The following is a 23904-nucleotide window of genomic DNA, read 5'->3' as shown; positions in this document are numbered from 1 at the left end:
GCGTATGCTTTTGCATTGACAGGCTTTGCTGGGGGTCGATAACCTCGGCCCATCTTTGGCATCACAACACAGGGCTTCGCGTGGGCAGCATCTACTTAATCCGTCATGGTCAAGCATCGTTTGGCGCCGCCAACTATGACGTGCTGTCTGCTGTCGGCGTGCAGCAAGCCGAACACTTGGGCACTTATTTAAGTGATCTGGAGCTGACCTTTGATCGCGCCGTGAGTGGCCAACTTCAACGGCAAAAGCACACCGGCAATGCCGCCCTCGCCAAGCAGGCGCAGCGCGGTTTGCGCATTCCAGAACTGGAATGCGATGCCGCCTTCGATGAGTTCGATGCCGACCAAGTGATTCGTACCTACCTGCCGGAGCTTCTTAAGCGTGAACCCGGCGCCCTGGAGGTGCTGCAAAATGCCGCGCAGCAACGGGGTGCTTTTCAGCGTCTGTTTGTGCAAGTGATTGAGATGTGGCTGGCCGATAACGAGCCGCGCGCCGGTTTTGAGCGCTGGCAAGACTTTTTAAACCGCGTCGAGCAAGGCCTAGCGCGTCTGTTGGAGCGCGCCGAAAAAGGCGAAAACATTGCCGTGTTCACCTCAGGCGGTACTATCACCGCTGCACTACATTTGATCACCGGCATTTCGGCCAATCACGCCTTCGAGCTTAACTGGCAGATTGTGAACACCTCGGTCAGTCGGCTACGCTTTCGCGGCGGTCGAATGACTTTGGCCTCCTTCAACAGCCACAGCCATCTGGAGCTGTTGAAGAACCCCGACCTCATCACTTATCGCTGAGGCGGCTAATAAAGCAGCCATCAAGCTGCCGAAAAACCTGCAAACAAAGGATAGAACCATGACTAGTGTTGCTGACATCGTCGCTCAAATGCAGTCCAAGTTTAACGCCAGCGCCGCTGCCGGCCTGGACCTGACTTTCCAGTTCAACATTGAAGACGGCGACAACCATTACGTGGTTGTTAAAGATGGCGCTTGCGACATCCAACAAGGCGACGCTGCTGAGCCGAACGTTACCCTGATCATGGACAGCGCTACCATGGTTGGCATCATGACCGGCGAAACCGACGGCATGCAAGCTTTCATGGGCGGCAAGCTGCGCGCTGAAGGCGACATGATGCTGGCGATGAAACTGGGCGAACTGTTCCCGGTTTAATGCCGCGACTGCTTAGCAGTCACGCATAAAAAAGCCCCGGCACTGCCGGGGCTTTTTGCATAGCGCGGGTTACTTTTGCTCGGCGAGTTTTTTCAGCTCAACCAAGGTAGTAAACGGCGCATCCACCACAAAGCTGTTGGCCAACCACGATGGCACGCTACCGCCGGGCTCGGTGTGCACTTGGTAGATCACTTCCACTTGGCCGTTGCCTTTGGGCACAAACTGCCAGAAACCTTCCAGCTTACTGACGCGCACAAAGCCGGACTCTTCTGGCTGATAATCGGGCTTGCCGGTTAAGCGGCGGGTGATGCTGCCATCGGCGGCTTTTTCCGTCACCACTTCGGTGAAGGTATCGCGCGGGGTCACCGGCCACGGGGTGTTGATGCGCGAGTACACCACACCGGCTTCACCTTCTTGGGCAACGCGCTTTTGCTCGCGGCACTCGTACATCCACTTACATGAGCCACTGACGTCTTCTTGCAGCGCCACTAAGCGTGCCAGCGTGGTGTTCATCACCGCCACGCCTTTGTAGGCCTTGTATTTAGAGCCTTCGACCTTGGCCAAATAGACTTTCACGCCCTGCTCATCTTTGGCCAACTGCCAGTTAAGCTCGGCGGCCTGCACCGCCACACTCATCATGCCTGCTGCCACGACAGCCACCACAGACCTGCAAACCTTCACCATTACTGCACTCCTTGTTGTTATTGCGGCCACAGCACGAGGTACTGATCCAAGCTTAGCGCGGCCAGCGCAAGAGTAAGCGTAGACCGACGATAAGCGCCCCGGCCTCGAGTATGGTAAATCCCGCGCCCCAGCCACCGGGCCAGCCATCAGCAGCAATACTGATCAAGCGCCCCAGTAACAGACCACCGCTGAACAGCACCAGCACTAGCACGGCACTGACTTGGCCGCGTCCGCTAAGCCCGGCGTACAGGGCATACAAGGCCAGCACCAGCGGTACACCACCGGTGCGGGCGCGCCACTCTCCCAGCGCCACATCAGGCAATTCGCTGTGCAGCAGCAGCCACGCCAAACGCTCTGGCCACACAAGCCCCATTAAGCCCAAGCCAAGACACAGCGCCGACACTAAGGTGAGGTAGACCCGCACCGCGCTCACACAGTGAGCCCTTCTAAGTCGCTAATAATGCGCAGCGCTTGTTCGGCAGAGTCGCCACACACCCACGGCTCAGCAGTAAAGCCTAAGCACACCTTGGGGCGCTCTGGCTGGCCAAATAAGCGACAGAGGTTACGTTCATCGAGCTGCACGCAGCGCACGCCGGCCGGCTTGCCCTGCGGCATGCCGGGAATCGGTGAGCTGATCGAAGGGGCTATGCAACAGGCAGCGCAGCCCAAACGGCACTCCATACAACCTCTTACTCTTGACTGGCGGTGATCAGGCCCTGTGCTTGCAGGGTTTCCCGCAAGGCTTGGCCAGCGGCAGAGCCGGCACGGTAGAACACCGCCGGTTCGCCGACTGGCACTGGGGTGCGCACTTTATCAGCTGCGTTTACCTGATGGGTTTGCCCCGACCAGAGGTGCACCCAAGTGCCTTCTGGCAGGGCAACTTCCAGCTCAGTGACATCCGGCGCCAGCACCGGGGCAATCAACAGTTCGCTACCGAGCATAAAGCTTTCTGGCACCGGTGCTTGGCTGGCTGGGTCTTGCGGGTAATGCAGCCACAGCGGGCGCACCAGCGGCAGGCCGCGTGTGCTGGCCTCGGCCATTAACGTGCTGCGGTAATCTGCCAGCGCCGCGAAGACTTTGCCCATGCGGGCAAATTGCTGCTGAGTGACCTCGTTGCTCCACGGCTGCACGTTTTCATCCGGGCGGTTGCCTTCATGGCTGCGGAACAGCGCGGTAAACGCGGCGAACTCCATCCAGCGCAGCAGCAATTCTTCGCTGCGGTGATAGTTGCTGATCGGGTGATTGATGGTGGTGTAACCCCCGATATCGCTGTGGTTAATGCTAAAGCCAGACAAACCGCCGGAGAGCAAGCCAATCAGCGCGCTGTGCAAGCCATCGTGACGATCCCAAGTGACCATTTGATCGCCCAACCACATGGCGGTGGTCAGCCCCGGACTGCGGCTATAGGCGGCGCGGGTGTAGAAAAACAGCTCATCACGGCGCGGGCTTTCTTCCACCACTTGGCGGTTAAGGCCCGCCCACAGCTCGGGGAAACGGTTATGCACCAGCTCAGCCGGTTCGCCACTGGCGAGCACCGATTCAAACGGCAGCGCCTCACCAAAGTCAGCCATCCAGCCGGAGAAGCCCTGCGCGAGCATTTCTTCATTCAACACGCCTTTAAGCCAGGCATGCGCCGCCGGGTTGGTCAAATCCACCAAACCTGCCGAGAAACTGGTGTTAAGCAGCTCCAGCGGCTTGCCGCTGTGGTCTTTGACTAAGTAATCGGCTTTCAGCGCTTCTTGATAGAGGTTACGGCTGTCGTCGCCCTTCTCCGCCACGTCCACTAAAAACGGGTTCACGTAGGCCAAGGTGCGGATGCCTTGCGCGTTCAACTCGGCATTCAGCGCTGGCCAGCCGTGGTAATGCTGTTGGTCCAACGTCCAGCTCCACCACAGTTGCTTGCCAAAGGTGGTGGTGCGCTGGCCGACCCAATCCTGTACCCACAGACCACTGACCGGCACGTCGGCGGTTTTTAAGGTGTTAAGCACCTCACGCACCTTGTCGGTGCCGCCTTGCATACCGAGGATGGCGCCCTGCTGCGTCCACGCTGGCAGCGGCGGCATGCGACCAACCACCGAGGTGTGCGCTTCGATCAGTGCGGCGGGATCTTCCCCTTGGTAAATACGCGCCACCAGTGTGCTAGCGTGTACTTCAAGCTGCACTTTGTCTTCCGCACGCAGGTCGAACACTTGATACGCCGCTGACTCACTGAAAAAACTACGCAGCTTGCTGGTTAAGTAATGCGGCACCGGCGCGTAGCTGGTCCACCAATCACCACCTGCGCGGGCGTTTAAATTCGCGCCGGTGGTCAGCGGCTCTAGGCCGCGACCAATGCCCTGCTCTTGCACCAAAATCGGCAAGCGCCAGTGCTTTAAATTGAATTCGGTAAATTGCTCGCCAAAGCCGTAAAAAGCCTCGTCGGCTTCGCTTTGCCAGCTTAAGTACAAACGGTTTAGCGCCGGTTCATCCACCGCCACGGCCATGCTCACGCCACGCTGACCATCGGCCTGCAGGATCAGCGCATAGCCGCTCACGCGGCCGTCATCACATTGCAGATGGCCGCGCAGGGTTAAGCGCTCGCCTTGCTGAGTGAACGACTCCAATGATTGCTGCTGACACAACACCTGGCGGCGCTCATCGACAAACAGCGCGCCGCGATGTTCTTCTACCTCAGCATGGCCAACGCCGGCGGCAAGAAAGCCACCGTCTACCGCCCAGAGGGTTTTCTCTGGATTACTCTGCGCGCTGATGCTGAAACCTTGGCCACGCCAATCCAAACGATACGCGCCAAAATCAAACTGCCGCGCTTGCGCCAAGGCCGACGGCACAACGAGTTCGCTCCACACCGGGCGCTTGAGCCAGGCCTGATAGCTGTCGTGGGCTAACCAGCCCAAGGCACCGACCGCGGTGAGGCCTAGTAGTGTTTTTGTCACGCGTCCCATGGTTTTCCTCGGGTGTCTTATCGTTATTGTCTTGGCAAACGCTGCGGCGAGTTCTAGGCTCGCCGCGCGCACTTTCGGAGCTCGCCATGCCAGTCTGGTTACAAACCGCGTTACTGCTGACCTTATCCAACCTGTTTATGACCTTCGCGTGGTACGGCCACCTGAAGTTTCATAACAAGCCGTTGTGGATTGCCATTTTTGCCAGTTGGGGCATCGCTTTTTTTGAATATCTGATCATGGTGCCGGCCAACCGCATTGGTTTCAGCGAGCTGAATGTCAGCCAGCTAAAAATCATGCAGGAAGTTATCACTTTGGCGGTGTTTGTGCCTTTTAGCGTGTGGTTTTTGCAGCAACCGCTAAAACTGGATTACCTGTGGGCCGGGCTGTGCCTGCTGGGTGCGGTGTACTTTATCTTTCGCAGCTAGAGAGCTGCACAGCCCAAGTACGCGCGGTGCTTAGGGCGTTCACCGATTAAATCCGCGCCTGTATAGACTTGCTAGGCGCAGCGTGACAGGAAGCCTCACCCATCACGCCACGCCTTGCGGAGTTACTTCAACCGCTTAATCAGGCTTGAGGTATCCCAACGGCCGCCGCCCATGGCCTGCACGTCGGCATAGAACTGATCGACCAAGGCGGTGACCGGCAGTTGCGCGCCGTTGCTGCGCGCTTCTTCCAACACGATGGCAAAGTCTTTGCGCATCCAATCCACGGCAAAACCGTGCTCAAAGTGATCGGCCAGCATGGTCTTGTGACGGTTTTCCAGCTGCCACGACTGCGCCGCACCTTTGCTGATCACACTCATGGCCAGCTCGGCATCGAGCCCGGCTTTTTGCGCAAAGTGCAGCGCTTCAGACAGCCCCTGCACTAAGCCGCCGATGCAAATCTGGTTGACCATCTTGGTCAGTTGGCCGCTGCCCACCGGGCCCATGCGCTTGCACATGCGTGCATAGTGGGCAATCACTGGCTCGGCGCGTTGATAAAACGCCTCATCGCCGCCGACCATCACCGTCAGCGCGCCGTTTTCTGCACCGGCTTGGCCGCCTGAGACCGGCGCATCCAAAAAGCCTGCTTCGCGCTCGGCGCAGGCCACCGCCAACTCACGCGCCACATTGGCCGAGGCCGTGGTGTGGTCGATTAAGATGCTGCCCGCTTGCATACCGGCTAGCGCGCCGTGCTCACCGAGCACCACACTGCGCAAATCGTTGTCGTTACCCACGCACACGCAAACAAACTCAGCGCCTGCGGCCGCTTCACGCGGGGTAGCTGCGCTGGTGCCGCCGTATTCGCTCACCCATTGCGCGGCTTTGGCCACCGTGCGGTTGTAGACGCACACCTCAAAACCGGCCTTTTGCAGGTGCCCGGCCATGGGATACCCCATAACGCCCAAACCAATGAATGCCACTTTGCCCATGACTAACTCCTTATCCAAAGCTGGTCGGCAGCCTAGCACCGCCTGTTAAGACGCGCCTAGCCACAGTTTTGCCGACAAGCGCCATAACAGCCCCTAGTGACGCTGCCCACGGCCTTGGGCATACTTGGCGCCCTTTTTACCGCACGCCTTAGGAGCACAGCATGATCCAGGTAAATGAGTATTTTGATGGCAAGGTGAAGTCGCTGGGCTTCGAACTGAACCAAGCACCGGCCACCGTTGGCGTGATGGCCCCGGGCGAGTACGAATTTGGTACTGCCAAGCCGGAAGTGATGCACGTCGTAGCCGGTGCCCTGACCGTTAAACTGCCGGGCAGCGACAGCTGGGAAACCTTCGCCGCTGGTACACGCTTTAATGTACCGGGCGACAGCAAGTTCCAGCTCAAGGTTGAAGTGGATACCGCCTACCTGTGCGAATACTGCTAAGCCCGCGCCGTGGTGTCAGCAGCACCGCTGATACACGCTAAGCCGCTCTACTGAGCGGCTTTTTTATATCGCTTTCATCTAAACGAAACATTTCTGACTTATTGTCGCCGCGCATCCCAAGTGTTCGAGGACAAGAACATGACCCGCGACAACCTCCCCAGCCGACAAAACGTTCTGGCAGCCTGCGCGCTGTTTATTCTCGCCGCGGCCTTTTATCTCTGGCCGTTTTACCTGCAGGCACAAACCCTCACCCCAACGGCCCAGCAAGCCACCGTGCTGCGTATTCAAGGCTCGAACACGATAGGCTCGCAGCTATCGCCCGCGCTGGTCGAAGCGCTGTTTCGCCAACAAGGCTACAGCCACATCAAGCGCCTGCCCGGCGCCGCAGAAAACGAGCTCGCCATTGAAGGCCGCAATGCCGAAGGCCAGCTGATTCGCGCCGAACTGGCAGCACACGGTTCAAGCACTGCGTTTAGCGGCCTTGCCCAAGGCAGCGCCGATATCGGTGCCGCGTCGCGCGCCATTAAAGACGACGAAGCGGCAAGCTTGAGCGCACTGGGCGACTTAAAAAGCCGCGCAGCCGAGCACATCATCGCCATCGACGGGCTAGCCATTGTGGTCAACCCGAAAAACCCCATCGCCCATTTGGATACCGCCACCCTCGCGCGTCTGTTCGCCGGGGAGATCACTAACTGGGCAGAGCTTGGCGGCAGCCATCTGCCGGTCACTGTGTATGCCCGTGATGAGCTTTCCGGCACCTACGACACGTTCAAAGAGTTGGTATTAAAGGCCAACGGTAAAGAGCTTATCGGCAACGCCAAGCGTTATGAGTCTAGCGATCAGTTATCCGATGACGTCAGCCGCGACCCCGGTGCCATCGGCTTTATTGGCCTGCCATATATTCGCCAAGCCAAAGCCTTGGCCATCGCCGCTGGCGACTCACAACCCATGGCGCCCGACATTGGCTTGCTAGCCACCGAAGACTACCCGCTGTCGCGCCGCCTGTATTTGTATCAAGCCCCCAACAGCAATAACCCCTGGGTAGCGGCACTGATGGAGCTCGCCACCAGCACAGCCGGCCAGCAATTGGTCGAAGAGTTCGGCTTTGTCGGCCAACAGATCAAGCCCATGCAGGTGGCCGTTAACCCACAAATGCCGGCGGACTATCAGCAGCTAGCCCGCGAGGCACAGCGCTTAACGGTGAACTTCCGTTTTGCTGAAGGCAGCTCGCAACTGGATAACAAGGCCCAGCGCGATCTTGAGCGCGTATTCGACTACCTCTACCAAGCCGACAAACTGGAGCGCGATGTGGTGCTGGTCGGTTTTGGTGACCCGAAAGCGGCGAGTCGCCCCGGCCGTGCTGAGTTGCTGTCCAAGCTGCGCGCCATGGCAGTCCGCCGCGAGCTGGTGAAGCAAGGCGTGATGTTCCGCGACTTTATCGGCCTAGGTGACGCCCTGCCCGTAGCCGCTAATGATGGCGACGACGGGCGGATTAAAAATCGCCGTGTTGAGGTGTGGGTTTACTAAACGGCGCCGGTTAAACGGTGGCCGACGGTTGATCTGTGTCGGCCGCCTTTAGCCACAACAGGCGCGCACAACGGGCCAGCTGATCGGCGACGCGCTCCCAGCGCGCGCACAAGGCCAAGCTACGCGCCACGGCCTCTGCCGAAGTCTGCTGGTTAGTGCCTTGTAGCTGATGCAGTAAACGCTCACGCACGGCTTGGCGTGCCTCACTCACCCCCAAGCGCAACGCCGCCAGTTCATCGGCGGCGATGGCGCCGCGGTGCAGCGCCGCCAGCAGGCTATGCAGCGCGCTTTGTAATTCTGCCGGTAACGGCTCGCGCGAACTCACGTGCAAGTGCGGCTGCAATTCACTCAGTTCACGCAGCTCTTCAAGGGCATGCAAACCATGCAGTAAGCCACGCTGTTGTTCGCCGGTGGCGCACACGCTGGGCAAGTGCCCGGCTGCACTGGCGATTTTTAACAGGCGCTGCTCCAGTGCCGCCCGCGCCGCTGCTTGCCGGTCGCTGTCGGCCTGCGCGGCCAGCTGCTGCATTTGCTCGGCTAACACCTGCTTGAGCTCTTGGTTAAGCGCCGCCAAGCCCAGCTCGGCCACGCCGAGCACGGTGTCATCCAAAAAGCGTAAAGCGGCGGCATCTTCTTGCTGAGTTCGGTAGCGCCCCGCTACCCAGCGCAGCAGCGGGTCGGCCAAGGGCCACATAAGCAACAGGCCCAAGACATTGAACAAGGTGTGAAACAGCGCCAGCTGAGTGGCCAACACCGCGCTGCTGGCGGCATCGGTCAGCCACGTCGTCACCCACCACAACGGCCAGAGCAGCACGAGTGCCACCACCGCCGTCAGCACATTGAACATCACATGCACCAAGGCTAAGCGCTTGGCCTCGCTGGTGGCGCCTAAGGTGGCCAACAAGGCCGTCGACGTCGTGCCTAGGTTGGCGCCAATCACTAAGGCGGCGCCCATTAATGGGCCGATAAAACCTTGTGAAGCGGCTGTCAGCACCACAGCCAGCGCCGCGCTGGAAGATTGCAGCAGCGTGGTCAGCACCATGCCCAGCAGCACACCGGCCAACAAGTGCAGCGGGCTTTGTAGGGTTAAGTACTCAACCGGCAACCATTGCCCAGCGCCATCGAAGGCATCTTTGAGCATTTCCAGGCCAAAAAACAGCAAGCCGAAGCCGGCCAAGGCGGTGCCTATAAAGCCCGAGGTTTTGCCGCTACGCAGCACGTGTAGCAATACGCCCAAACCAATCAGCGGCAAGGCTAAGGCTTCTACCTTCCAGCTTAAGCCGATCAAAGCGACGATCCAGGCGGTCATGGTGGTGCCTAGGTTGCTGCCAAACACCACCCACGCTGCCTGACGCAAATTAACCATCGCCGCGTTGGTTAATCCTAAGGTGGCGACGGTAACGGCGCTGGAAGACTGCACCAGCGCGGTGATCAAAAAGCCGCTCAACGCCCCGCGCCAGCGGGTACGCGTGGAGCGTTGCAGCCACACGCGTAAGCGCTCGCCAGCCGCTTGACGCAAGCCTTGGGTGAGCAACTCCATGCCCAGTAACAGCAGCCCAAGCCCGCCTAATAAAAATACCGCAACGGCCATCCCCGCCCCCTTGCACGCTGATCAGGCGCTCAGTGTAAGGCAGACGCTGTCGGCTTTATTGACCCCAGGCAGGCTTACGGCTTACAGGGCGAACGGCGCACGGCTATGCAACGGCAGCCGTAGCGCCCAATCGGCGGCTAACGAAGCCGGCTGAGTATGCGCGCGCAAATGCGGCAACACCGCCGCCAGCAGAGGCGCGGCAAAGGCCGGCTGAAAACGATGCGCCAAACCGGGAATCAAGCGCAGCTGCGCCCCCGGCACTTGGGCGGCCAAATGCACGCCGTGCATCACCGGCAATAACGGATCGGCGGTGCCGTGCACCACTAAGGTGGGCGCCTGCAAGCGATGCAGCAGCTCAGTACGCGGCGCCTCCGCCAGCAGGGCCAATAACTGCAAACGAATGCCATCAGGGCTACCGGCACGAGCCAGACTCTGCTCGGCGCCCTCTTTGAGCTGCTGCATATCGGTGGGCCATTGCCGATTACCCAGCGCAGCCAATAGCTCGACCTGCTGATTAACGCGCTGCTCATAATCGGTCGCGCCGCGCCGCGCCAATAAACGCAGCACGTGCTCATCGGGCGGCGGCAAACCCCGATCGCTGCTGGTCGACATCACTAAGGTCAGCGACAACACGCGCTGCGGCGCTAAGGCCGCCACATGTTGCGCCACCATGCCACCCATCGAGGCGCCGAGAATATGCGCCTTGTGGATCTGCAGTGCATCAAGTAGCGCCAAGGCATCGCCGGCTAAATCACGCAAGCCGTACGGCGCCGAGACCGGCAGGTCGAGCCGATACCGGAGCGCCTGAAACTCAAGGCTGGGCAAGCTCTCTGGCTGGCCATGCCACAGCGACAAGCCAATGCCCCGGTTATCGAAACGAATCACCCGCAACCCTTGGCGGCACAAGGCGCTAACCACTTCATCGGGCCAGTCGATCAGTTGCCCGCCCAGCCCCATCAGCAGCAGCACTGCCGGGTCCTGCTCGCGGCCCACGCTTTGATAGGCCAAGCGCACCTCGCCCAGCTCAACGATTTCTGTCGCTGCCTGCGGGGCACAGCTGGCCCACAGCGGTGTGGCACACAGCATTGCGCATAAACCGATCCATAGCACCCCGATTGGCCGCCAAGCGCACATCACCCTGCCCTTTCGTTAGTCACCCCAGAATGCAAGAGTGTGATGAAAGTTGTTCGCTGGCGCTGCCACAAAACCATGAAGATTTAATGACAGACAAAAAGAAGCCCGCCGGGACGCGTGTCCGGGCGGGCTAAAACCACAAAAAAACGAATTAATCTTCGCGGTAGCGGCGCATCTTCAGCGGCTTACCGGCCAGACGGGTTTCTTTCAGGCGATCCATGATCTGGTTCAGGCCTTGTTCCGGCAGTTCGATCAGGCTGAAGGTGTCGCGCAGTTGAATGCGGCCGACTTGGTCTTTGTTCAGACCACCTTCATTGAGGATGGCGCCGAGCAGGTTCTTCGGCTGCACGCCGTCACGGCGACCTAAACCGATGCGCACGCGCACGCGGCCGGGGGTCGGCTCGTAGGGCGCTTCTTCACGCTGGCGGCGCGGACGCTCGCCACGCTCAGCACCGGCGCGATCACCACGCGGGGCACGCTCGCTGCGCTCACCACGGCTGCTACGCTCGCCGCGCTCCGGGCGCTCGCCACGCTTACGCTCGGGGCGGCTGCTCGGCTGTGCCGGTTGTTCGGCGGCCAGCTCTGCCTCGGTAAAGGCTTGGCCGGCAGTCATGCGGCTCAGCAGCATGGCGGCCAAAGCTGCAGCATCGCAGCCTAAGCGCTGGCACAGCTCATCACGCACCGCGCCACGGTGGGCTTCGGCCTTTTCAGCCAGCGGTTGCAATTGGTCCAGCAAACGCAGCAAACGCGCTTCACGCACCGCTTGGCCGTTAGGCAGGTCAATTGCCGGAACCGGCTGGTTGGTGACACGCTCGATCACCTGCAGCATGCGGCGCTCGCGCGGGGTGACCAACAGCAAGGCACGGCCTTCACGACCGGCACGGCCAGTACGGCCAATACGGTGCACGTAAGACTCGGGGTCATACGGCATGTCGATGTTCAGTACGTGGGTGATGCGCGCCACGTCCAAGCCACGTGCGGCAACGTCGGTCGCGATAACGATATCGAGGCTGCCATCACGTAACTTATCGACCACTTGCTCACGCTGCGCCTGCGGAATATCACCGTTCAGGGCAGCGGCGCGGTAGCCGTTTTTGACCAGCAGCTCGGCCATATCGACGGTCGCTTGCTTGGTACGCACAAAGCCGATCAGGGCGTCGAAGCGCTCTACTTCGAGCAAACGCAGCACCACGGCCGGCTTTTGGTCGGCATGCACAAACACGTGCGACTGCTCGATGCGCGATACGGTTTGTGTCTTGGCAGCAATCTTGATGTGCTTGGGCTGGTTTAAGTGTTTTTCCGCAATGGCCTTGATTGATGCCGGCAAAGTCGCAGAGAACAGCACGCTCTGGCGGTCTTCCGGGCAGGCATCGAAGATCACTTCGAGGTCTTCCATAAAGCCCAGCTTGAGCATTTCGTCGGCTTCGTCGAGTACCAGCTGTTGTACGTCGTCCAGCAGGGCTTCGTCGCGGCGCAGGTGGTCACACAGACGGCCCGGAGTAGCCACCACTACTTGTGCGCCCATACGCAGGGCTTTGAGCTGCGGGCCCATCGGTGCGCCGCCGTACATGGCCAGCACTTTTACGCCACGCATTTGGCTGGAATATTTTTCAAACGCGGTAGCCACCTGAATGGCCAGCTCGCGGGTCGGCACCAGAATCAGCGCCTGCGGGGTGTTGGCTTTGACATCCAACTGGCTGAGCAGCGGCAGCGCAAAGGCGGCGGTTTTACCGGTACCGGTTTGCGCCTGGCCAATCACGTCGTGGCCATCAAGAATCACGGGGATAGCCTGCGCCTGAATCGGCGACGGCTCTTCGTAGCCCACCGCGGTCAGCGCGGCGAGAACGTCAGAATGCAGATTAAGTGCGGCAAAGCCGCTGAGTTGTTCGGACATGGTGTGCCTCATGGGTTGCCATGCACCGAGGCCGTGCTGCTAAACCAATAAAATAGCCCCTGGCAGCGACGGGTGGGATGCTGTGCAACCGAATCAAAGATAATGGATATGTGGCGTTAGGCAGCCAGAGCAGGCGATCGGTACTCGCTGTACCTGATTAAGCAAAGCCTGAGTTGCTGGCGAAGCAAGCCGGGAGAGACCGGAGCGCGTAAAAACCTGACGAGGCCAATCATTGGCCGGCGCGCACTATACAGCAAACGCCGGGCCAACGGTGGTTTTTCTGAGAATATTGGTAACAAAGATCAGTCAGTGCGACCGACGGTGTTTACCACATCAAATCATCGGGGATTTGGAAGTCTTTATACGGGTCATCTTCGTCCACGGTTTTCGCCGCGTGGTGCGAGACAATACAGCGCTCATCCCGCGCACGCAGGCCTTCCAGCAGCTTGGCTGGGACGATCTCGTACTTGCCATTGACCGACACCACGGCCAAGCGACCACGGCTTAGGTGCTCTTGTTGCTCGGCGGTAACCAGCAGCTGCTTGACCTTGCTGCCGTGGGTGAAGCGGTAGGTCACGTCCGCGCCTTCGCGGCTGATCTTGCTTTGCTCGACCATCTGACGAATTTGCGCTTGGGCTTCTTTTTGTTGCTGCTCGGCTTGGCGCTGACGCATCAGTTCACGGTCGCGCTCGGCTTTGCTTGGGCCTTTGGGCGCGGCCACGGGCTTTTCTTCGGCAAGACCTTGGCGCTCGAGTTTTTTCTCTTTCTTTTGCTTGCGCTCGGCCTGTTTGACCTGCTTCTCGTTGACCAGCCCGGACTTTAACAACTGGTCGCGCAGCGAATTACTCATGACGTACTTAACCCTTATGCGCCGCAATGTGCGGCGGCTTGCTTCTCTTCTTTCTTGGCCAGCACCCAAAGTGCTTCCAGTTGCTCTAGCGAGCAGTCGGCAATGGCGCGCTGCTCACTGCGCAGCACTGCTTCGATATAACGAAAGCGCCGCTCAAACTTTTGATTACCCGCGCGCAAAGCGCTTTCCGCATCCACCTTTAAGTGGCGAGCCAAATTGACCACCACAAACAGCAGGTCGCCGACTTCTTCAAAGATACCTTCGGCATCGCCATCGGCCATGGCCTCAAGCACTTCGTCGAGTTCTTCGCGCAGTTTATCCACCACCGGCAAAGCAGCGGGCCAATCGAAACCGACTTGCGCGGCACGCTTTTGCAGTTTGGCGGCACGCTTTAGCGCCGGTAGCGCTTGCGGCACGTCATCCAGCAGCGAGAGTTGCTCCGGCTGCTGAGCTTTTTCGGCGCGCTCTTCGGCTTTGATTGCTTCCCAGCGTGATTTGATCGCCGCTTCAGACAACTTGGGCGCATCCAGCGGGCCGTACAAATCGCCATCGGGGAACACATGCGGATGGCGACGAATCAGCTTGCGGGTAATCCCATCGACCACTTGCTCCCAGGCAAAGCGCTGTTCTTCGCTGGCAAGTTGGCAGTAGTAGATCACCTGAAACAACAAGTCGCCCAACTCGCCTTCCAGCTGGGCAAAGTCGCCTTGTTCAATGGCATCGGCCACTTCGTAGGCTTCTTCTAAGGTGTAGGGCACTATGCTGGCGTAGTCTTGCTTCACATCCCACGGGCAGCCGTGCTCGGGGTGGCGCAAGCGCGCCATGAGGTTTTTCAGATCATCTATGTTGTACATCAGCTGCCCGCCTTCTGCCGGTAGGCTTCGATGATGTTGGGCAGCTGCGAAATGCGCGACAACAAGCGGCCCAGCGCATTGAGATCGGGAATCTCGATGGTCAATTTCATATCGGCGGTATTGTCTTGCTTATCGGTGAGGGTGTTCACCGCAATCACGTTCAGTCGCTCGTTGAGCAGCAGTTGCGAGATATCGCGCAGCAGACCAGAGCGGTCGTAGGCACGTACCAAGATATCCACCGGGTAGGTTTGCTTCTGCCCTTCGCCCCAGCTGACCTGCACGATGCGCTCTGGCTCGCGCTCGGCCAGCTGCAACAAACTAGGGCAGTCTTGGCGGTGAATGCTCACGCCACGGCCTTGGGTGATGTAGCCGGTGATCGCATCGCCGGGTAACGGTTGGCAGCAATTGGCGATGCTGGTCAGCAGGTTGCCCACGCCGAGAATTTGCACATCTCGCTTGCCGGGTTTAGTGCCCGCGTGCCGGCGCGGAATCAGCTCCAGCTGCTCGCTAGAACGTTCCGGCTCGATCAGCGCAACGGCCTGGTTCATCACCGGCCCCAAGCGCAGATCGCCCGAACCCAAGGCGGCGTACAGGTCTTCGACGGTTTTTTGCTGGCAACGCTCGGCCAGCACGGTGTAATCCACTGCGGTAAGCGCCAAACGCGATAGTTCGCGGTCGAGCAGAGCTTTACCGGCGGCGACGTTCTGATCACGTGCCTGCAGCTTGAACCAATGCACGATCTTGGCCCGCGCGCGCGAGGTGTTCACGTAGCCCAAGTTGGGGTTCAGCCAATCGCGGCTGGGGCCGCTGTTCTTGGCGGTGATGATCACCACTTGATCGCCGGTTTGCAGCTGATAGGTCAGCGGCACGATGCGCCCGTTAACCTTAGCGCCACGGCAGCTGTGGCCTACTTCGGTGTGCACGCGGTAGGCAAAGTCCAGCGGCGTAGAGCCGGTGGGCAAGTCGATCGCATGGCCCTCGGGGGTGAGCACGTAAACCCGATCGGGCTCGAAATCGACGCGCAACTGATCGGCCAAACCGCCGATATCGCCGAGTTCTTCGTGCCATTCCAACACTTGGCGCAGCCAAGCAATTTTGTCTTCGTAGGCGTTGGAGTTGCTCTTGGTGTCGGTGCCTTTATAGCGCCAGTGGGCGCACACACCTAGCTCGGCTTCTTCGTGCATGTCCTTGGTGCGGATCTGCACTTCGAGCACTTTGCCTTCCGGGCCCATCACTGCGGTGTGCAGCGAGCGGTAGCCGTTTTCTTTCGGGTTGGCGATGTAGTCGTCGAACTCGCGCGGGATATGCCGCCACAGCGAGTGAATCACCCCCAGTGCGGTATAGCAGTCGGCGACGCGCGGCACTAACACACGCACGGCACGCACGTCGTAAATCTGGTCGAAGTCGAGGCCTTTGCGCTGCATCTTCCGCCAGATGGAATAGATGTGTTTGGCGCGCCCGGTGATGTCGGCATCGATGCCGTTCTCACCCAAGGCCGCGCGCAAACGCTGCATGACTTGCTTGATGTACTCCTGCCGATCGAGACGGCGCTCGTCGAGCAGCTTGGCAATGCGTTTGTATTGCTCAGGCTCTAGGTAGCGGAACGACAGGTCTTCCAGCTCCCACTTGATATGACCGATACCTAAGCGGTGCGCCAGTGGTGCATAGATGTCGAACACTTCGCGCGCTACGCGGTAGCGTTTGTCTTCCGGAGCGGTTTTAACCTCGCGGATGGCGCAAGTTCGCTCTGCCAGCTTGATCAGCGCCACACGCACGTCATCGACCATGGCGACCAGCATTTTGCGCAGGTTCTCGACCTGCGCTTGGGTGCCCATCACCATCGACTGCCGCGGGTTCAAGCTCGCGGTGATGGCCGCCATGCGCAGCACACCCTCCACCAGCTTGGCCACCACTGGGCCAAAGTGGGTGGCGACAGACTCAAGGCTGGTTTTGCCTTCACGCACGGCGCGGTACACCACGGCGGCGATAATGCTTTCTGGGTCGAGTTTCAGCTCAGCGAGAATTTCGGCCATTTCTAGGCCGGTGCGGTAGCTCGATACGCCTTCAATCCAGACGTTTTCACTGGCCAAGGCACGCTCTTCGGCCTCGCGCGCAAAGTCGCAGGCATCGCGCAGCAGCTGGATATCCAGCCCCGGCACCTGCGGCCCGATCTCGTTGAGCCAGCTTTCCTGATTAACACTGCCGTCCTCGTTGACGGCGTTTTGGGCCCGCACCTGAACCATAACAACTCCATCGTTACCGGCCTTCTCACCGCAAGCGGCGGGGCCATTGTCGCGGCGCCGAGGCGCCTACCTAGTACTGTGCAAACAACGCCATGGCTTCGGCATGCGCTGTTTGCGGAAACATGTCTAACAGCCCCGCCTTGACCAAACGATAACCCTGCTCGGCCAGCAGCGCCGCATCGCGCGCCAAGGTCGCCGGGTTACACGAAACATAGAGCACCCGCGCCGCGCCAAGTTCCTTAATCTGCTTGGCCACTTGCTGCGCACCATCACGCGGCGGGTCGAGCAAGACGATATCGCAACCATCCGCCAGCCAATTGCCTGCCAGCGGCGCAAACAAATCAGCCTGCACACAGCGCACATTCAGGCCATTGGCCTCGGCATTCTGTTGCGCCCGTGCCACCATACCGGCCACGCCTTCCACCGCAGTCACCTCGGCACCACAGCGTGCCAACGGCAAGCTGAAGTTACCTAAGCCACTGAACAAATCCAGCACGCGCAAGCCTTGCACATCACCCAGCCAATCCAGCGCTTGCGCCACCATGCGCTCGTTAAGCGCGGCATTGACCTGAACAAAATCACCCGGCCGATAACCCAGCTGCACCTGCCAGCTTGGCAAGCTGTAACTCAGCACCTGACCGGCCACACTAGCCTCAGGCTCGCCTTTGCCTTGCAGCCACAGTTGCGCCGCATGGCTGTCTGCCCAGCGCTGCAACGCTTGCTGATCGCTCTCGCTCAGTGGCTTGGTGTGGCGCACCAAAACAGCGCTGGCATCGCCATAAAACAGCTCAACATGACCGACACTTTGCGGGGCTTCTAAGGCGTTTAGCGTAGCGGGCAAAGCGTGAAGGATTTTCTGCAAAGGCTGTACCAGCACCGCACAGTCGTTGAGCGCCACCACCTCTTGACTGGCTTCGGCACGAAAGCCGACATCCAGCTGCTGGCGCTGCGCGTTCCAACGCACGGCAACCCGCGCGCGGCGGCGATAAGCCAACGGCTCGCCGGCCAAGGGCGCCGCCCAATGCTCGGGCTCCAGTTGCGCGACACGCTTGAGCTGATCAGCCAGGCTCTGCTGTTTAAAAGCCAGCTGCTGCGCCTCAGGCCAATGCTGTAAGTTGCAGCCGCCACAGCGTTCGGTATGCGGGCAAGCTGGCTCACGGCGCTGCGCGCTGGGCGTTAACACCGCCAGCATGCGCGCTTCGACCAACTTCTGCCGACCGCCAAGCACTTGCGCCTGCACCTGCTCACCGGGCAAGGCACCGCTGACAAACCAAGTGCGGCCTTCCAGGTAGGCGATGCCACGGCCATCGTGCGCCATGCGCTCGATCTGCAGTTGCACCTTGCGCCCCACCGGCACCGCCGCCGCTTTACCGCCAGCGGGCTGCAGACGCAGTTGGCTGGTGGCCTTACGCTTCATAAATACCCGTCGATAAGTAGCGATCGCCGCGATCACAAATAATCGCCACGATCACGGCGTTCTCGACCTGCGCACTCAAACGCAGTGCACCGGCCACCGCGCCACCCGAGGAAACACCACAGAAGATGCCTTCTTCGCGGGCCAAACGGCGCATGGTTTGCTCGGCTTCCTCTTGGCTCATGTCGATCACTTGATCAACCCGCGAGGCTTCAAAAATGGTCGGCAAATACGCCTCGGGCCAGCGGCGGATACCGGGAATCGACGCGCCTTCCATCGGCTGCAAGCCGACAATCTGCACCGCGGGGTTTTGCTCTTTCAGGTACCGCGAGGTACCCATAATGGTGCCCGTGGTGCCCATAGCGCTGACAAAGTGGGTCACGCAGCCGGCGGTTTGCTGCCAAATTTCTGGCCCGGTGCCTTGGTAATGCGCTTCGGGGTTATCGAAATTGCCAAACTGGTTAAGCACTAAGCCTTTACCCTCGGCCTGCATCTGCAAAGCCAAGTCGCGGGCGCCTTCCATGCCCTGCTCTTTAGTCACCAAAATCAATTCGGCGCCGTAGGCCGTCATCGCCGCTTTACGCTCGGCGGTCGAGTTATCCGGCATGATCAGCACCATGCGGTAGCCCTTAATGGCGGCAGCCATGGCCAAGGCAATGCCGGTGTTGCCGCTGGTGGCTTCAATCAGCGTATCGCCCGGTTTGATCTGCCCGCGTGCTTCGGCACGGCTAATCATCGACAGCGCTGGGCGGTCTTTCACCGAACCGGCCGGGTTGTTGCCTTCTAACTTCACCAGCACGGTATTGCTGGTATTACCCGGCAAGCGCTGTAAACGCACCAACGGCGTATTGCCGACGCATTCGGCAATGCTGGGGAAAGGCGGCAAGGCGTCGGACATGGCAGCGGGCATCCTCATAACTGTGACTAGCATCAAACGCTCTATGATAACGGCAAAGCAGCGGCGCGGTCTTGTTGGGAAGCGCTGCGCATCTGGTTACACTGAAAGCCACCCGGCAGCCCGCACCCCAGCGCCCGCCGCATTTGCTTGGAGAGCTCACCATGACCACAGGCTTGGGCCTGAGAGGACGGATTCTGCTACTGACCCTGCTGCCAGCCAGCGTGCTCAGTGTGCTGTTGGCCGGGGTCTTTGTGTATTGGCAGCTAGCCGATCACCAACTGCGCTTGGTAGAACGCGGCGAACTCAACGTGCGCCAACTTGGCCGCCTAGCCGCCAGCCAATTAAAAGCCGAACAGGCCGAAGAAGTGCTGGAAGCGCTGTGCGATGAAGCACTCAACGATGAAGACGTGCGCGCCGCGCGCATCTTTAATAGAAACGGCGAGCTGCTCGCGCATGCTGGCCCGCGCATGCCCGGCTTACCTAACTGGCTGGCCGTGCACCGCTTGCAAACCGAACACCTCGACGGCGTCAGCCGCTTTAGCCTGCCGGTACGACAAAGCCAGCTGGAGCCGCGCGGCAACCAGCTGCAACCCTCAGAAGACCCGATCCTCGGCTGGGTCGAGATCGAGCTAAGCCATCACAGCACCTTAGTGCGCACCTACCGCACGCTATTGATCAGTCTGGCGCTGCTGGCCACCGGCATGATCACCATTACTTTGCTGGCCCTGCACCTGCAACGCAGCGTGAGCGCACCGCTGCGCAAAATTGGTGCCGCCGTGGCTCGCCTGCGTGAAGGCCATCTCGACACGCGCTTGCCTGCGCTGGGCAACCCTGAGCTTGATCGCCTTGCCAGCGCCCTCAACCGCATGGCCGAAGCCCTGCAAGGCGCGCAGGAAGAAATGCAACACAACATCGACATTGCCGTCGAAGACCTGCGCGAGAACATGGAAACCATCGAGGTGCAAAACATCGAGCTGGACATGGCGCGCAAGGAAGCCCTCGAAGCCAGCCGGATTAAGTCGGAATTTCTCGCCAACATGAGCCATGAAATCCGCACGCCGCTCAACGGCATTCTGGGTTTCACCCGCATGCTGCAAAAAAGCACGCTCAACAACCGCCAGCGCGACTTTGTTAACACCATCGAAAGCTCTGCCGAAAGCCTGCTGGCGATCATCAACGAAATTCTCGACTTCTCGAAAATCGAAGCCGGCAAGCTGGTGCTGGATAACCTGCCGTTTAACCTGCGCGAACTGCTGCAAGAAATCATGACCTTGCTGGCCCCGGCAGCGCACAGCAAACACCTTGAGCTGCTGTGCCTGATTTACCGCGACACCCCGGTCAATCTGGTCGGCGACCCGCTGCGCTTGCGGCAAATCCTCACCAATCTGATCAACAACGCGATCAAGTTCACCGAGCACGGCAGCGTGTGCGTGCGGGTGATGCTCGAAGACGACATTCAGCAGCGCGCCACCTTGCGCATCAGCGTGCAAGACACCGGCATCGGTCTATCGGATGCCGAGCAACAGCGCCTATTCCTCGCCTTTAGCCAAGCCTCGCATGGCAAGTATCGCCAACAAGGCGGCACCGGCCTTGGCTTGGTGATTTCCAAACGCTTGATCGAGCAAATGGGCGGCGAAATTGGTGTGCAATCACTGCCCGGCGAAGGCTCGGAGTTTTGGATCAGCGTGACCCTGCCGCTGAGCAAAGAGCAAGACGAACCGTGCCGTTTGCAACACCCACTCAAATACCCAGCCCTGCTGTTTGAGCCACACAAACTGGCCCATACCGTGCTGAGCAATGAGCTGGAAGACTTAGGTCTTGAGCACCAAAGTTTCAGCCAGATAGATGCCCTGCGTAGCGCCTACGTGAAGCAGCGCATCGCCAAAACCACTCAAGACTTACTGCTGATTATCAGCGCCGATAACCGCCAACTCCCCCCCGGCAGGCTGGAAGGCCTGCTAGAAAACTGGCACGAAGACGGCTGCAAAGTGATCGTACTCTGCCCCAGCACCGAGCAAAGCTTGTACGCCAGCCTGATCGGCGAAGAGGTTGCCACCATCCTCAGCAAGCCGGTATGCCCGGGCAAGCTGAAAGAAGCTATCGAGCAGCTCTACGCCAGCCATGCGCAACCCAAAGCGGTCAGCCTGCCAGCCCCCCACGATCCAGCGCGCCCGCCGCACATTCTCTGCGTCGATGACAACCCGGCCAACCTCAAGCTAGTCACCACGCTACTGAGTGATTTGGGCGCGCAAACGGCGGCGGCCGAAGACGGCTTTGCCGCCTTGCGTCTGTGTCACCAGCAGCGCTTTGACCTGATCTTTATGGATGTACAAATGCCCGGCCTCGATGGCCTGCAAACAACCCAAGAGATCCGCCGCCAAGAGCAGCTAGAAGGGCAAACCGCCATGCCCATCATCGCCCTCACCGCCCATGCGCTGGCCAACGAAAAACGCGCGCTGCTGCAAGGCGGCATGGATGACTACCTGACCAAACCGATCAGCGAGCGCCAGCTGGTGCAAGTGATCGAAAAATGGACGGGCAAAAGTCTGCACGGCAGTCACGAAGATTTACCTATGCGCCGCTCCAGTGACCTGCCCGTGCTGGATGAGCAAGAAGGCTTACGCTTAGCCGCCGGCAAAGCCGATCTGGCCCGCGACATGCTCAGCATGTTGGCCGCCAGCCTTGGCGAAGCGCGCACCAACATTCGCTTAGCACTGCGCAACAAAGATAAAGAAGAGCTGCTCAACCAAGTACACCGCCTGCACGGCGCCACCCGCTATTGCGGCGTGCCTGAGCTACGCACCACCTGCCAGCAGTGCGAAACCTTGCTCAAAGAGTCGCGCCTCGCCGATGGCTTGCCGCTGCCGGAAGTAGCCCTGCATGACCTAGATCAGGCCATCGAGCGCCTGCAACAGGCACTCTACGAGAAAGACCAGCACACGCCGGATGAAGCCCATGCGAGTACTTCTTTATAGCTGCCGCCCCTATGACCGGGACAGTTTCGAGGCCGTAGCGGCCGACTTTCCCGGCATTGACCTGCACTTCACCGAAGCCCCGCTAACCCCAGCCAGCTGCGCGCTGGCCGAAGGTTTTAGCGCCATCTGCACCTTCGTCAACGACCCCGTCGATGCCAGCACCCTGCGCGCCCTGCACTGCGTGGGGGTGCGCGCGATTGCCTTGCGCTGCGCCGGCTTCAATCAAGTCGACCTGCCAAGCGCCGCTGAGCTGGGCATCAGCATTATGCGCGTGCCGGCGTATTCGCCGTATGCGGTGGCTGAGCATGCCGTGGGCTTAATCCTTACCCTCAACCGACGCATTCACCGCGCGTTCAACCGCACCCGCGAGGGCGACTTTTCGCTGCACGGCTTGCTGGGCTTTGATGTGCACGGCAAAACCGTTGGCGTGGTCGGCACCGGCAAAATTGGCCGCGCCTTCAGCCAGATCATGCTCGGCTTCGGTTGCAAGGTATTAGCCTGCGACCCGCAACCCGATACACAACTAGCGCAGCAAGGCGTGCACTACTGCGAACTACCTGCCCTGCTTCAAGAGGCTGACATCGTTAGCCTGCACTGCCCACTGACCAACGCCACCGAACACCTGATCAACCAGCAACGCCTAGCTACCATGAAACGCGGCGCCATGCTGATCAACACCAGCCGTGGTGCACTGGTCGACACCAAAGCCTTAATTGCCGCACTGAAAAGCGGCCAACTTGGCCATGTCGGGCTGGATGTCTATGAAGAAGAGGCGTCGCTGTTTTTTGCCGATCACTCCGATCACCCCCTGCAGGATGACGTCTTAGCCCGCCTGCTCACCTTCCCCAACGTGATTGTCACCGCGCATCAGGCGTTTTTTACCCAAGAGGCCATCCACGCGATTGCCAGCACCACCTTGGGCAACCTGCATCACTGGCAACAAGGCCAGCCGTGCAATCAGGTGCATGCCTGAACGTAAGCAGTTAGCATGCCCACCCGTTTTATTTGATGAGCGTTACTGATGGCCGAGCATGATTTTCGTTACGCCCTTCTCAACCCGCAGCACACCCTCACCGAGTGCCGCGCCTTGAGCCCCGGGCGTTACCAAGTGACCGGCATTGGCGGCGCTATCCACAGTGGCGATACCTTAATCGTCACCCTCAAAGGCAGTCGCGATTTGCCGCTGCGCCTGTGTGTAGAAAAGGTTCGCCACATGATTCGCCCCGCCGGCCAATGGCTTGCCGTGGCCAGCGGCCCAGTGTTTAACGAGCTAGCCATTCACCAATGGCAAGTGCAATGCGAACAATGTGGTAACCGTGAGGAACTTGAGTTCGCTACCGATGCCAAAGCCGACAAAGCTAGCCTGCCGAAGGCCGCCAATGCGCGCTTACTGGAGCTAGGCTGGCAAGCAGAACCACAACACCTTTGTCCCCGCTGCCTAAAGGAGCACACATGACTTTTCGCCCTTGGCTTAGCCTGTTGATCACCGGTGCTCTACTGGCCGGCTGCGCCCAACAACCCAGCGCGCCGTCGCTGGCAATCGGCACCGAATGGAAAGCCGAAAGTATTGATAGCCTGCCGCTGGTTGATCGCAGCCACTTGAGCTTCACCCTGCACGAAGAAGGCCGCGCCGTCGGCACCGCAGGCTGTAATCGCTGGTTTGCCCCGTACACCGTAGAAGGCGACAAACTCACGCTCGGCCCCGTAGGCAGCACTATGATGGCCTGCAGCGAAGCGCTGATGGAGCAAGAACAGCGCTATCTCAAAGCGCTGCAAGGCGTCACGCACTGGCAGCTGGTCAACAGCGACACGCTAGAGCTAAAAGGCAGTCACACCCTGCGCCTAGTCAAAGCGCCATAAGACAAACGGCGCGTAGCCAC

Annotated in this window: 22 protein-coding genes; 9 read left to right on the top strand and 13 right to left on the bottom strand. The window is 59.8% G+C overall.

Annotation, left to right across the window (positions count from 1 at the left end; all coding sequences use genetic code 11):
- The first annotated feature begins 80 nt into the window (after positions 1-80).
- Together BMX80_RS12350 and BMX80_RS12345 are read left to right on the top strand one after the other, a co-directional pair.
- Positions 81-791: a histidine phosphatase family protein gene (locus tag BMX80_RS12350; protein ID WP_074868930.1), complete on the top strand. Its 711-nt coding sequence runs from the start codon at positions 81-83 to the stop codon at positions 789-791.
- Between the two features lie 58 nt (positions 792-849).
- Positions 850-1164 carry an SCP2 sterol-binding domain-containing protein gene (locus BMX80_RS12345; RefSeq protein WP_071871371.1) on the top strand — a complete coding sequence of 105 codons (315 nt, stop codon included), beginning with the start codon at positions 850-852 and terminating at the stop codon, positions 1162-1164.
- Between the two features lie 69 nt (positions 1165-1233).
- On the opposite strand, the gene BMX80_RS12340 is transcribed toward BMX80_RS12345, so the two are convergent.
- From BMX80_RS12340 to BMX80_RS12325, 4 genes are read right to left on the bottom strand one after another with little or no spacing between them, the layout of a single operon-like run.
- Positions 1234-1848 (bottom strand): START domain-containing protein, encoded by a 615-nt coding sequence (locus BMX80_RS12340; RefSeq protein WP_071871370.1) that lies wholly within the window; start codon positions 1846-1848, stop codon positions 1234-1236.
- Positions 1849-1900: 52 nt separating this feature from the next.
- Positions 1901-2281, bottom strand: a complete 381-nt coding sequence (locus BMX80_RS12335; protein WP_074868927.1) for a DUF4345 family protein — start codon at positions 2279-2281, stop codon at positions 1901-1903.
- Complete coding sequence (locus BMX80_RS12330) at positions 2278-2529, bottom strand: YkgJ family cysteine cluster protein (RefSeq protein ID WP_071871368.1); 252 nt, start codon at positions 2527-2529, stop codon at positions 2278-2280. The genes BMX80_RS12335 and BMX80_RS12330 overlap by 4 nt, the downstream gene beginning before the upstream one ends.
- Positions 2530-2537: 8 nt before the next feature.
- Complete coding sequence (locus BMX80_RS12325; protein ID WP_074868924.1) at positions 2538-4790, bottom strand: alpha-glucosidase; 2253 nt, start codon at positions 4788-4790, stop codon at positions 2538-2540.
- An 86-nt stretch (positions 4791-4876) separates the two neighbouring features.
- Between BMX80_RS12325 and BMX80_RS12320 the strand changes: the two genes are divergently transcribed.
- Complete coding sequence (locus BMX80_RS12320) at positions 4877-5215, top strand: DMT family protein (RefSeq protein WP_071871366.1); 339 nt, start codon at positions 4877-4879, stop codon at positions 5213-5215.
- A 122-nt stretch (positions 5216-5337) separates the two neighbouring features.
- Here the strand turns inward: BMX80_RS12320 and BMX80_RS12315 are convergent, their stop codons facing one another.
- On the bottom strand, positions 5338-6201 hold the full coding sequence (locus BMX80_RS12315; RefSeq protein ID WP_074868922.1) for an NAD(P)-dependent oxidoreductase: 864 nt from the start codon (positions 6199-6201) through the stop codon (positions 5338-5340).
- Positions 6202-6362: 161 nt separating this feature from the next.
- Between BMX80_RS12315 and ppnP the strand changes: the two genes are divergently transcribed.
- A complete protein-coding gene (ppnP, locus tag BMX80_RS12310; protein WP_071871364.1) occupies positions 6363-6644 on the top strand; it encodes a pyrimidine/purine nucleoside phosphorylase in 282 nt (93 codons plus the stop codon).
- Between the two features lie 174 nt (positions 6645-6818).
- On the top strand, positions 6819-8171 hold the full coding sequence (locus BMX80_RS12305) for a substrate-binding domain-containing protein (protein ID WP_407922796.1): 1353 nt from the start codon (positions 6819-6821) through the stop codon (positions 8169-8171).
- A 10-nt stretch (positions 8172-8181) separates the two neighbouring features.
- On the opposite strand, the gene BMX80_RS12300 is transcribed toward BMX80_RS12305, so the two are convergent.
- From BMX80_RS12300 to cysM, 8 genes are all read right to left on the bottom strand, one after another.
- Positions 8182-9762: a Na/Pi cotransporter family protein gene (locus BMX80_RS12300; RefSeq protein ID WP_074868916.1), complete on the bottom strand. Its 1581-nt coding sequence runs from the start codon at positions 9760-9762 to the stop codon at positions 8182-8184.
- An 81-nt stretch (positions 9763-9843) separates the two neighbouring features.
- Complete coding sequence (locus BMX80_RS12295) at positions 9844-10896, bottom strand: alpha/beta fold hydrolase (RefSeq protein WP_139214112.1); 1053 nt, start codon at positions 10894-10896, stop codon at positions 9844-9846.
- A gap of 151 nt (positions 10897-11047) precedes the next feature.
- Entirely contained in the window at positions 11048-12790 is a 1743-nt protein-coding gene (locus BMX80_RS12290) for a DEAD/DEAH box helicase (protein WP_074868913.1), read from the bottom strand.
- A 325-nt stretch (positions 12791-13115) separates the two neighbouring features.
- Positions 13116-13640: a DUF2058 domain-containing protein gene (locus BMX80_RS12285; protein WP_071871359.1), complete on the bottom strand. Its 525-nt coding sequence runs from the start codon at positions 13638-13640 to the stop codon at positions 13116-13118.
- A 14-nt stretch (positions 13641-13654) separates the two neighbouring features.
- Entirely contained in the window at positions 13655-14494 is an 840-nt protein-coding gene (gene mazG, locus BMX80_RS12280; protein WP_074868910.1) for a nucleoside triphosphate pyrophosphohydrolase, read from the bottom strand.
- Complete coding sequence (gene relA / locus BMX80_RS12275) at positions 14494-16737, bottom strand: GTP diphosphokinase (protein WP_074868906.1); 2244 nt, start codon at positions 16735-16737, stop codon at positions 14494-14496. Before relA ends, mazG begins: the two co-directional genes overlap by 1 nt.
- Before the next feature lie 70 nt (positions 16738-16807).
- Positions 16808-18154 carry a 23S rRNA (uracil(1939)-C(5))-methyltransferase RlmD gene (rlmD, locus tag BMX80_RS12270; protein ID WP_074868903.1) on the bottom strand — a complete coding sequence of 449 codons (1347 nt, stop codon included), beginning with the start codon at positions 18152-18154 and terminating at the stop codon, positions 16808-16810.
- Entirely contained in the window at positions 18144-19049 is a 906-nt protein-coding gene (gene cysM / locus BMX80_RS12265) for a cysteine synthase CysM (protein ID WP_074868900.1), read from the bottom strand. Before cysM ends, rlmD begins: the two co-directional genes overlap by 11 nt.
- 161 nt (positions 19050-19210) lie before the next feature.
- Between cysM and BMX80_RS12260 the strand changes: the two genes are divergently transcribed.
- The 4 genes from BMX80_RS12260 to BMX80_RS12245 are packed head-to-tail and all read left to right on the top strand — an operon-like array spanning position 19211 to position 23884.
- Complete coding sequence (locus BMX80_RS12260; RefSeq protein ID WP_074868898.1) at positions 19211-22024, top strand: response regulator; 2814 nt, start codon at positions 19211-19213, stop codon at positions 22022-22024.
- Positions 22005-22997, top strand: coding sequence for a 2-hydroxyacid dehydrogenase (locus BMX80_RS12255; RefSeq protein ID WP_074868895.1), 993 nt, complete (start codon positions 22005-22007; stop codon positions 22995-22997). Before BMX80_RS12260 ends, BMX80_RS12255 begins: the two co-directional genes overlap by 20 nt.
- A 48-nt stretch (positions 22998-23045) precedes the next feature.
- On the top strand, positions 23046-23480 hold the full coding sequence (locus BMX80_RS12250) for a hypothetical protein (protein WP_074868892.1): 435 nt from the start codon (positions 23046-23048) through the stop codon (positions 23478-23480).
- Positions 23477-23884, top strand: coding sequence for an META domain-containing protein (locus tag BMX80_RS12245; protein ID WP_074868889.1), 408 nt, complete (start codon positions 23477-23479; stop codon positions 23882-23884). Before BMX80_RS12250 ends, BMX80_RS12245 begins: the two co-directional genes overlap by 4 nt.
- Positions 23885-23904 lie beyond the last annotated feature (20 nt).

Source organism: Atopomonas hussainii (assembly GCF_900109735.1).
GTDB lineage: Bacteria > Pseudomonadota > Gammaproteobacteria > Pseudomonadales > Pseudomonadaceae > Atopomonas > Atopomonas hussainii.
This window is presented reverse-complemented; position numbering and strand designations above follow the sequence as displayed.

Excerpts from the sequence above, each read along its gene's own strand:
- BMX80_RS12320 (WP_071871366.1), top strand. The coding sequence starts at position 4,877 with ATGCCAGTCTGGTTACAAACCGCGTTACTGCTGACCTTATCCAACCTG.
- BMX80_RS12295 (WP_139214112.1), bottom strand. The coding sequence starts at position 10,896 with ATGTGCGCTTGGCGGCCAATCGGGGTGCTATGGATCGGTTTATGCGCA.
- BMX80_RS12300 (WP_074868916.1), bottom strand. The coding sequence starts at position 9,762 with ATGGCCGTTGCGGTATTTTTATTAGGCGGGCTTGGGCTGCTGTTACTG.
- BMX80_RS12345 (WP_071871371.1), top strand. The coding sequence starts at position 850 with ATGACTAGTGTTGCTGACATCGTCGCTCAAATGCAGTCCAAGTTTAAC.
- cysM (WP_074868900.1), bottom strand. The coding sequence starts at position 19,049 with ATGTCCGACGCCTTGCCGCCTTTCCCCAGCATTGCCGAATGCGTCGGC.
- BMX80_RS12250 (WP_074868892.1), top strand. The coding sequence starts at position 23,046 with ATGGCCGAGCATGATTTTCGTTACGCCCTTCTCAACCCGCAGCACACC.
- BMX80_RS12340 (WP_071871370.1), bottom strand. The coding sequence starts at position 1,848 with ATGGTGAAGGTTTGCAGGTCTGTGGTGGCTGTCGTGGCAGCAGGCATG.
- ppnP (WP_071871364.1), top strand. The coding sequence starts at position 6,363 with ATGATCCAGGTAAATGAGTATTTTGATGGCAAGGTGAAGTCGCTGGGC.
- BMX80_RS12245 (WP_074868889.1), top strand. The coding sequence starts at position 23,477 with ATGACTTTTCGCCCTTGGCTTAGCCTGTTGATCACCGGTGCTCTACTG.
- rlmD (WP_074868903.1), bottom strand. The coding sequence starts at position 18,154 with ATGAAGCGTAAGGCCACCAGCCAACTGCGTCTGCAGCCCGCTGGCGGT.
- mazG (WP_074868910.1), bottom strand. The coding sequence starts at position 14,494 with ATGTACAACATAGATGATCTGAAAAACCTCATGGCGCGCTTGCGCCAC.
- BMX80_RS12285 (WP_071871359.1), bottom strand. The coding sequence starts at position 13,640 with ATGAGTAATTCGCTGCGCGACCAGTTGTTAAAGTCCGGGCTGGTCAAC.
- BMX80_RS12315 (WP_074868922.1), bottom strand. The coding sequence starts at position 6,201 with ATGGGCAAAGTGGCATTCATTGGTTTGGGCGTTATGGGGTATCCCATG.
- BMX80_RS12290 (WP_074868913.1), bottom strand. The coding sequence starts at position 12,790 with ATGTCCGAACAACTCAGCGGCTTTGCCGCACTTAATCTGCATTCTGAC.
- BMX80_RS12330 (WP_071871368.1), bottom strand. The coding sequence starts at position 2,529 with ATGGAGTGCCGTTTGGGCTGCGCTGCCTGTTGCATAGCCCCTTCGATC.
- BMX80_RS12325 (WP_074868924.1), bottom strand. The coding sequence starts at position 4,790 with ATGGGACGCGTGACAAAAACACTACTAGGCCTCACCGCGGTCGGTGCC.
- relA (WP_074868906.1), bottom strand. The coding sequence starts at position 16,737 with ATGGTTCAGGTGCGGGCCCAAAACGCCGTCAACGAGGACGGCAGTGTT.
- BMX80_RS12260 (WP_074868898.1), top strand. The coding sequence starts at position 19,211 with ATGACCACAGGCTTGGGCCTGAGAGGACGGATTCTGCTACTGACCCTG.
- BMX80_RS12255 (WP_074868895.1), top strand. The coding sequence starts at position 22,005 with ATGCGAGTACTTCTTTATAGCTGCCGCCCCTATGACCGGGACAGTTTC.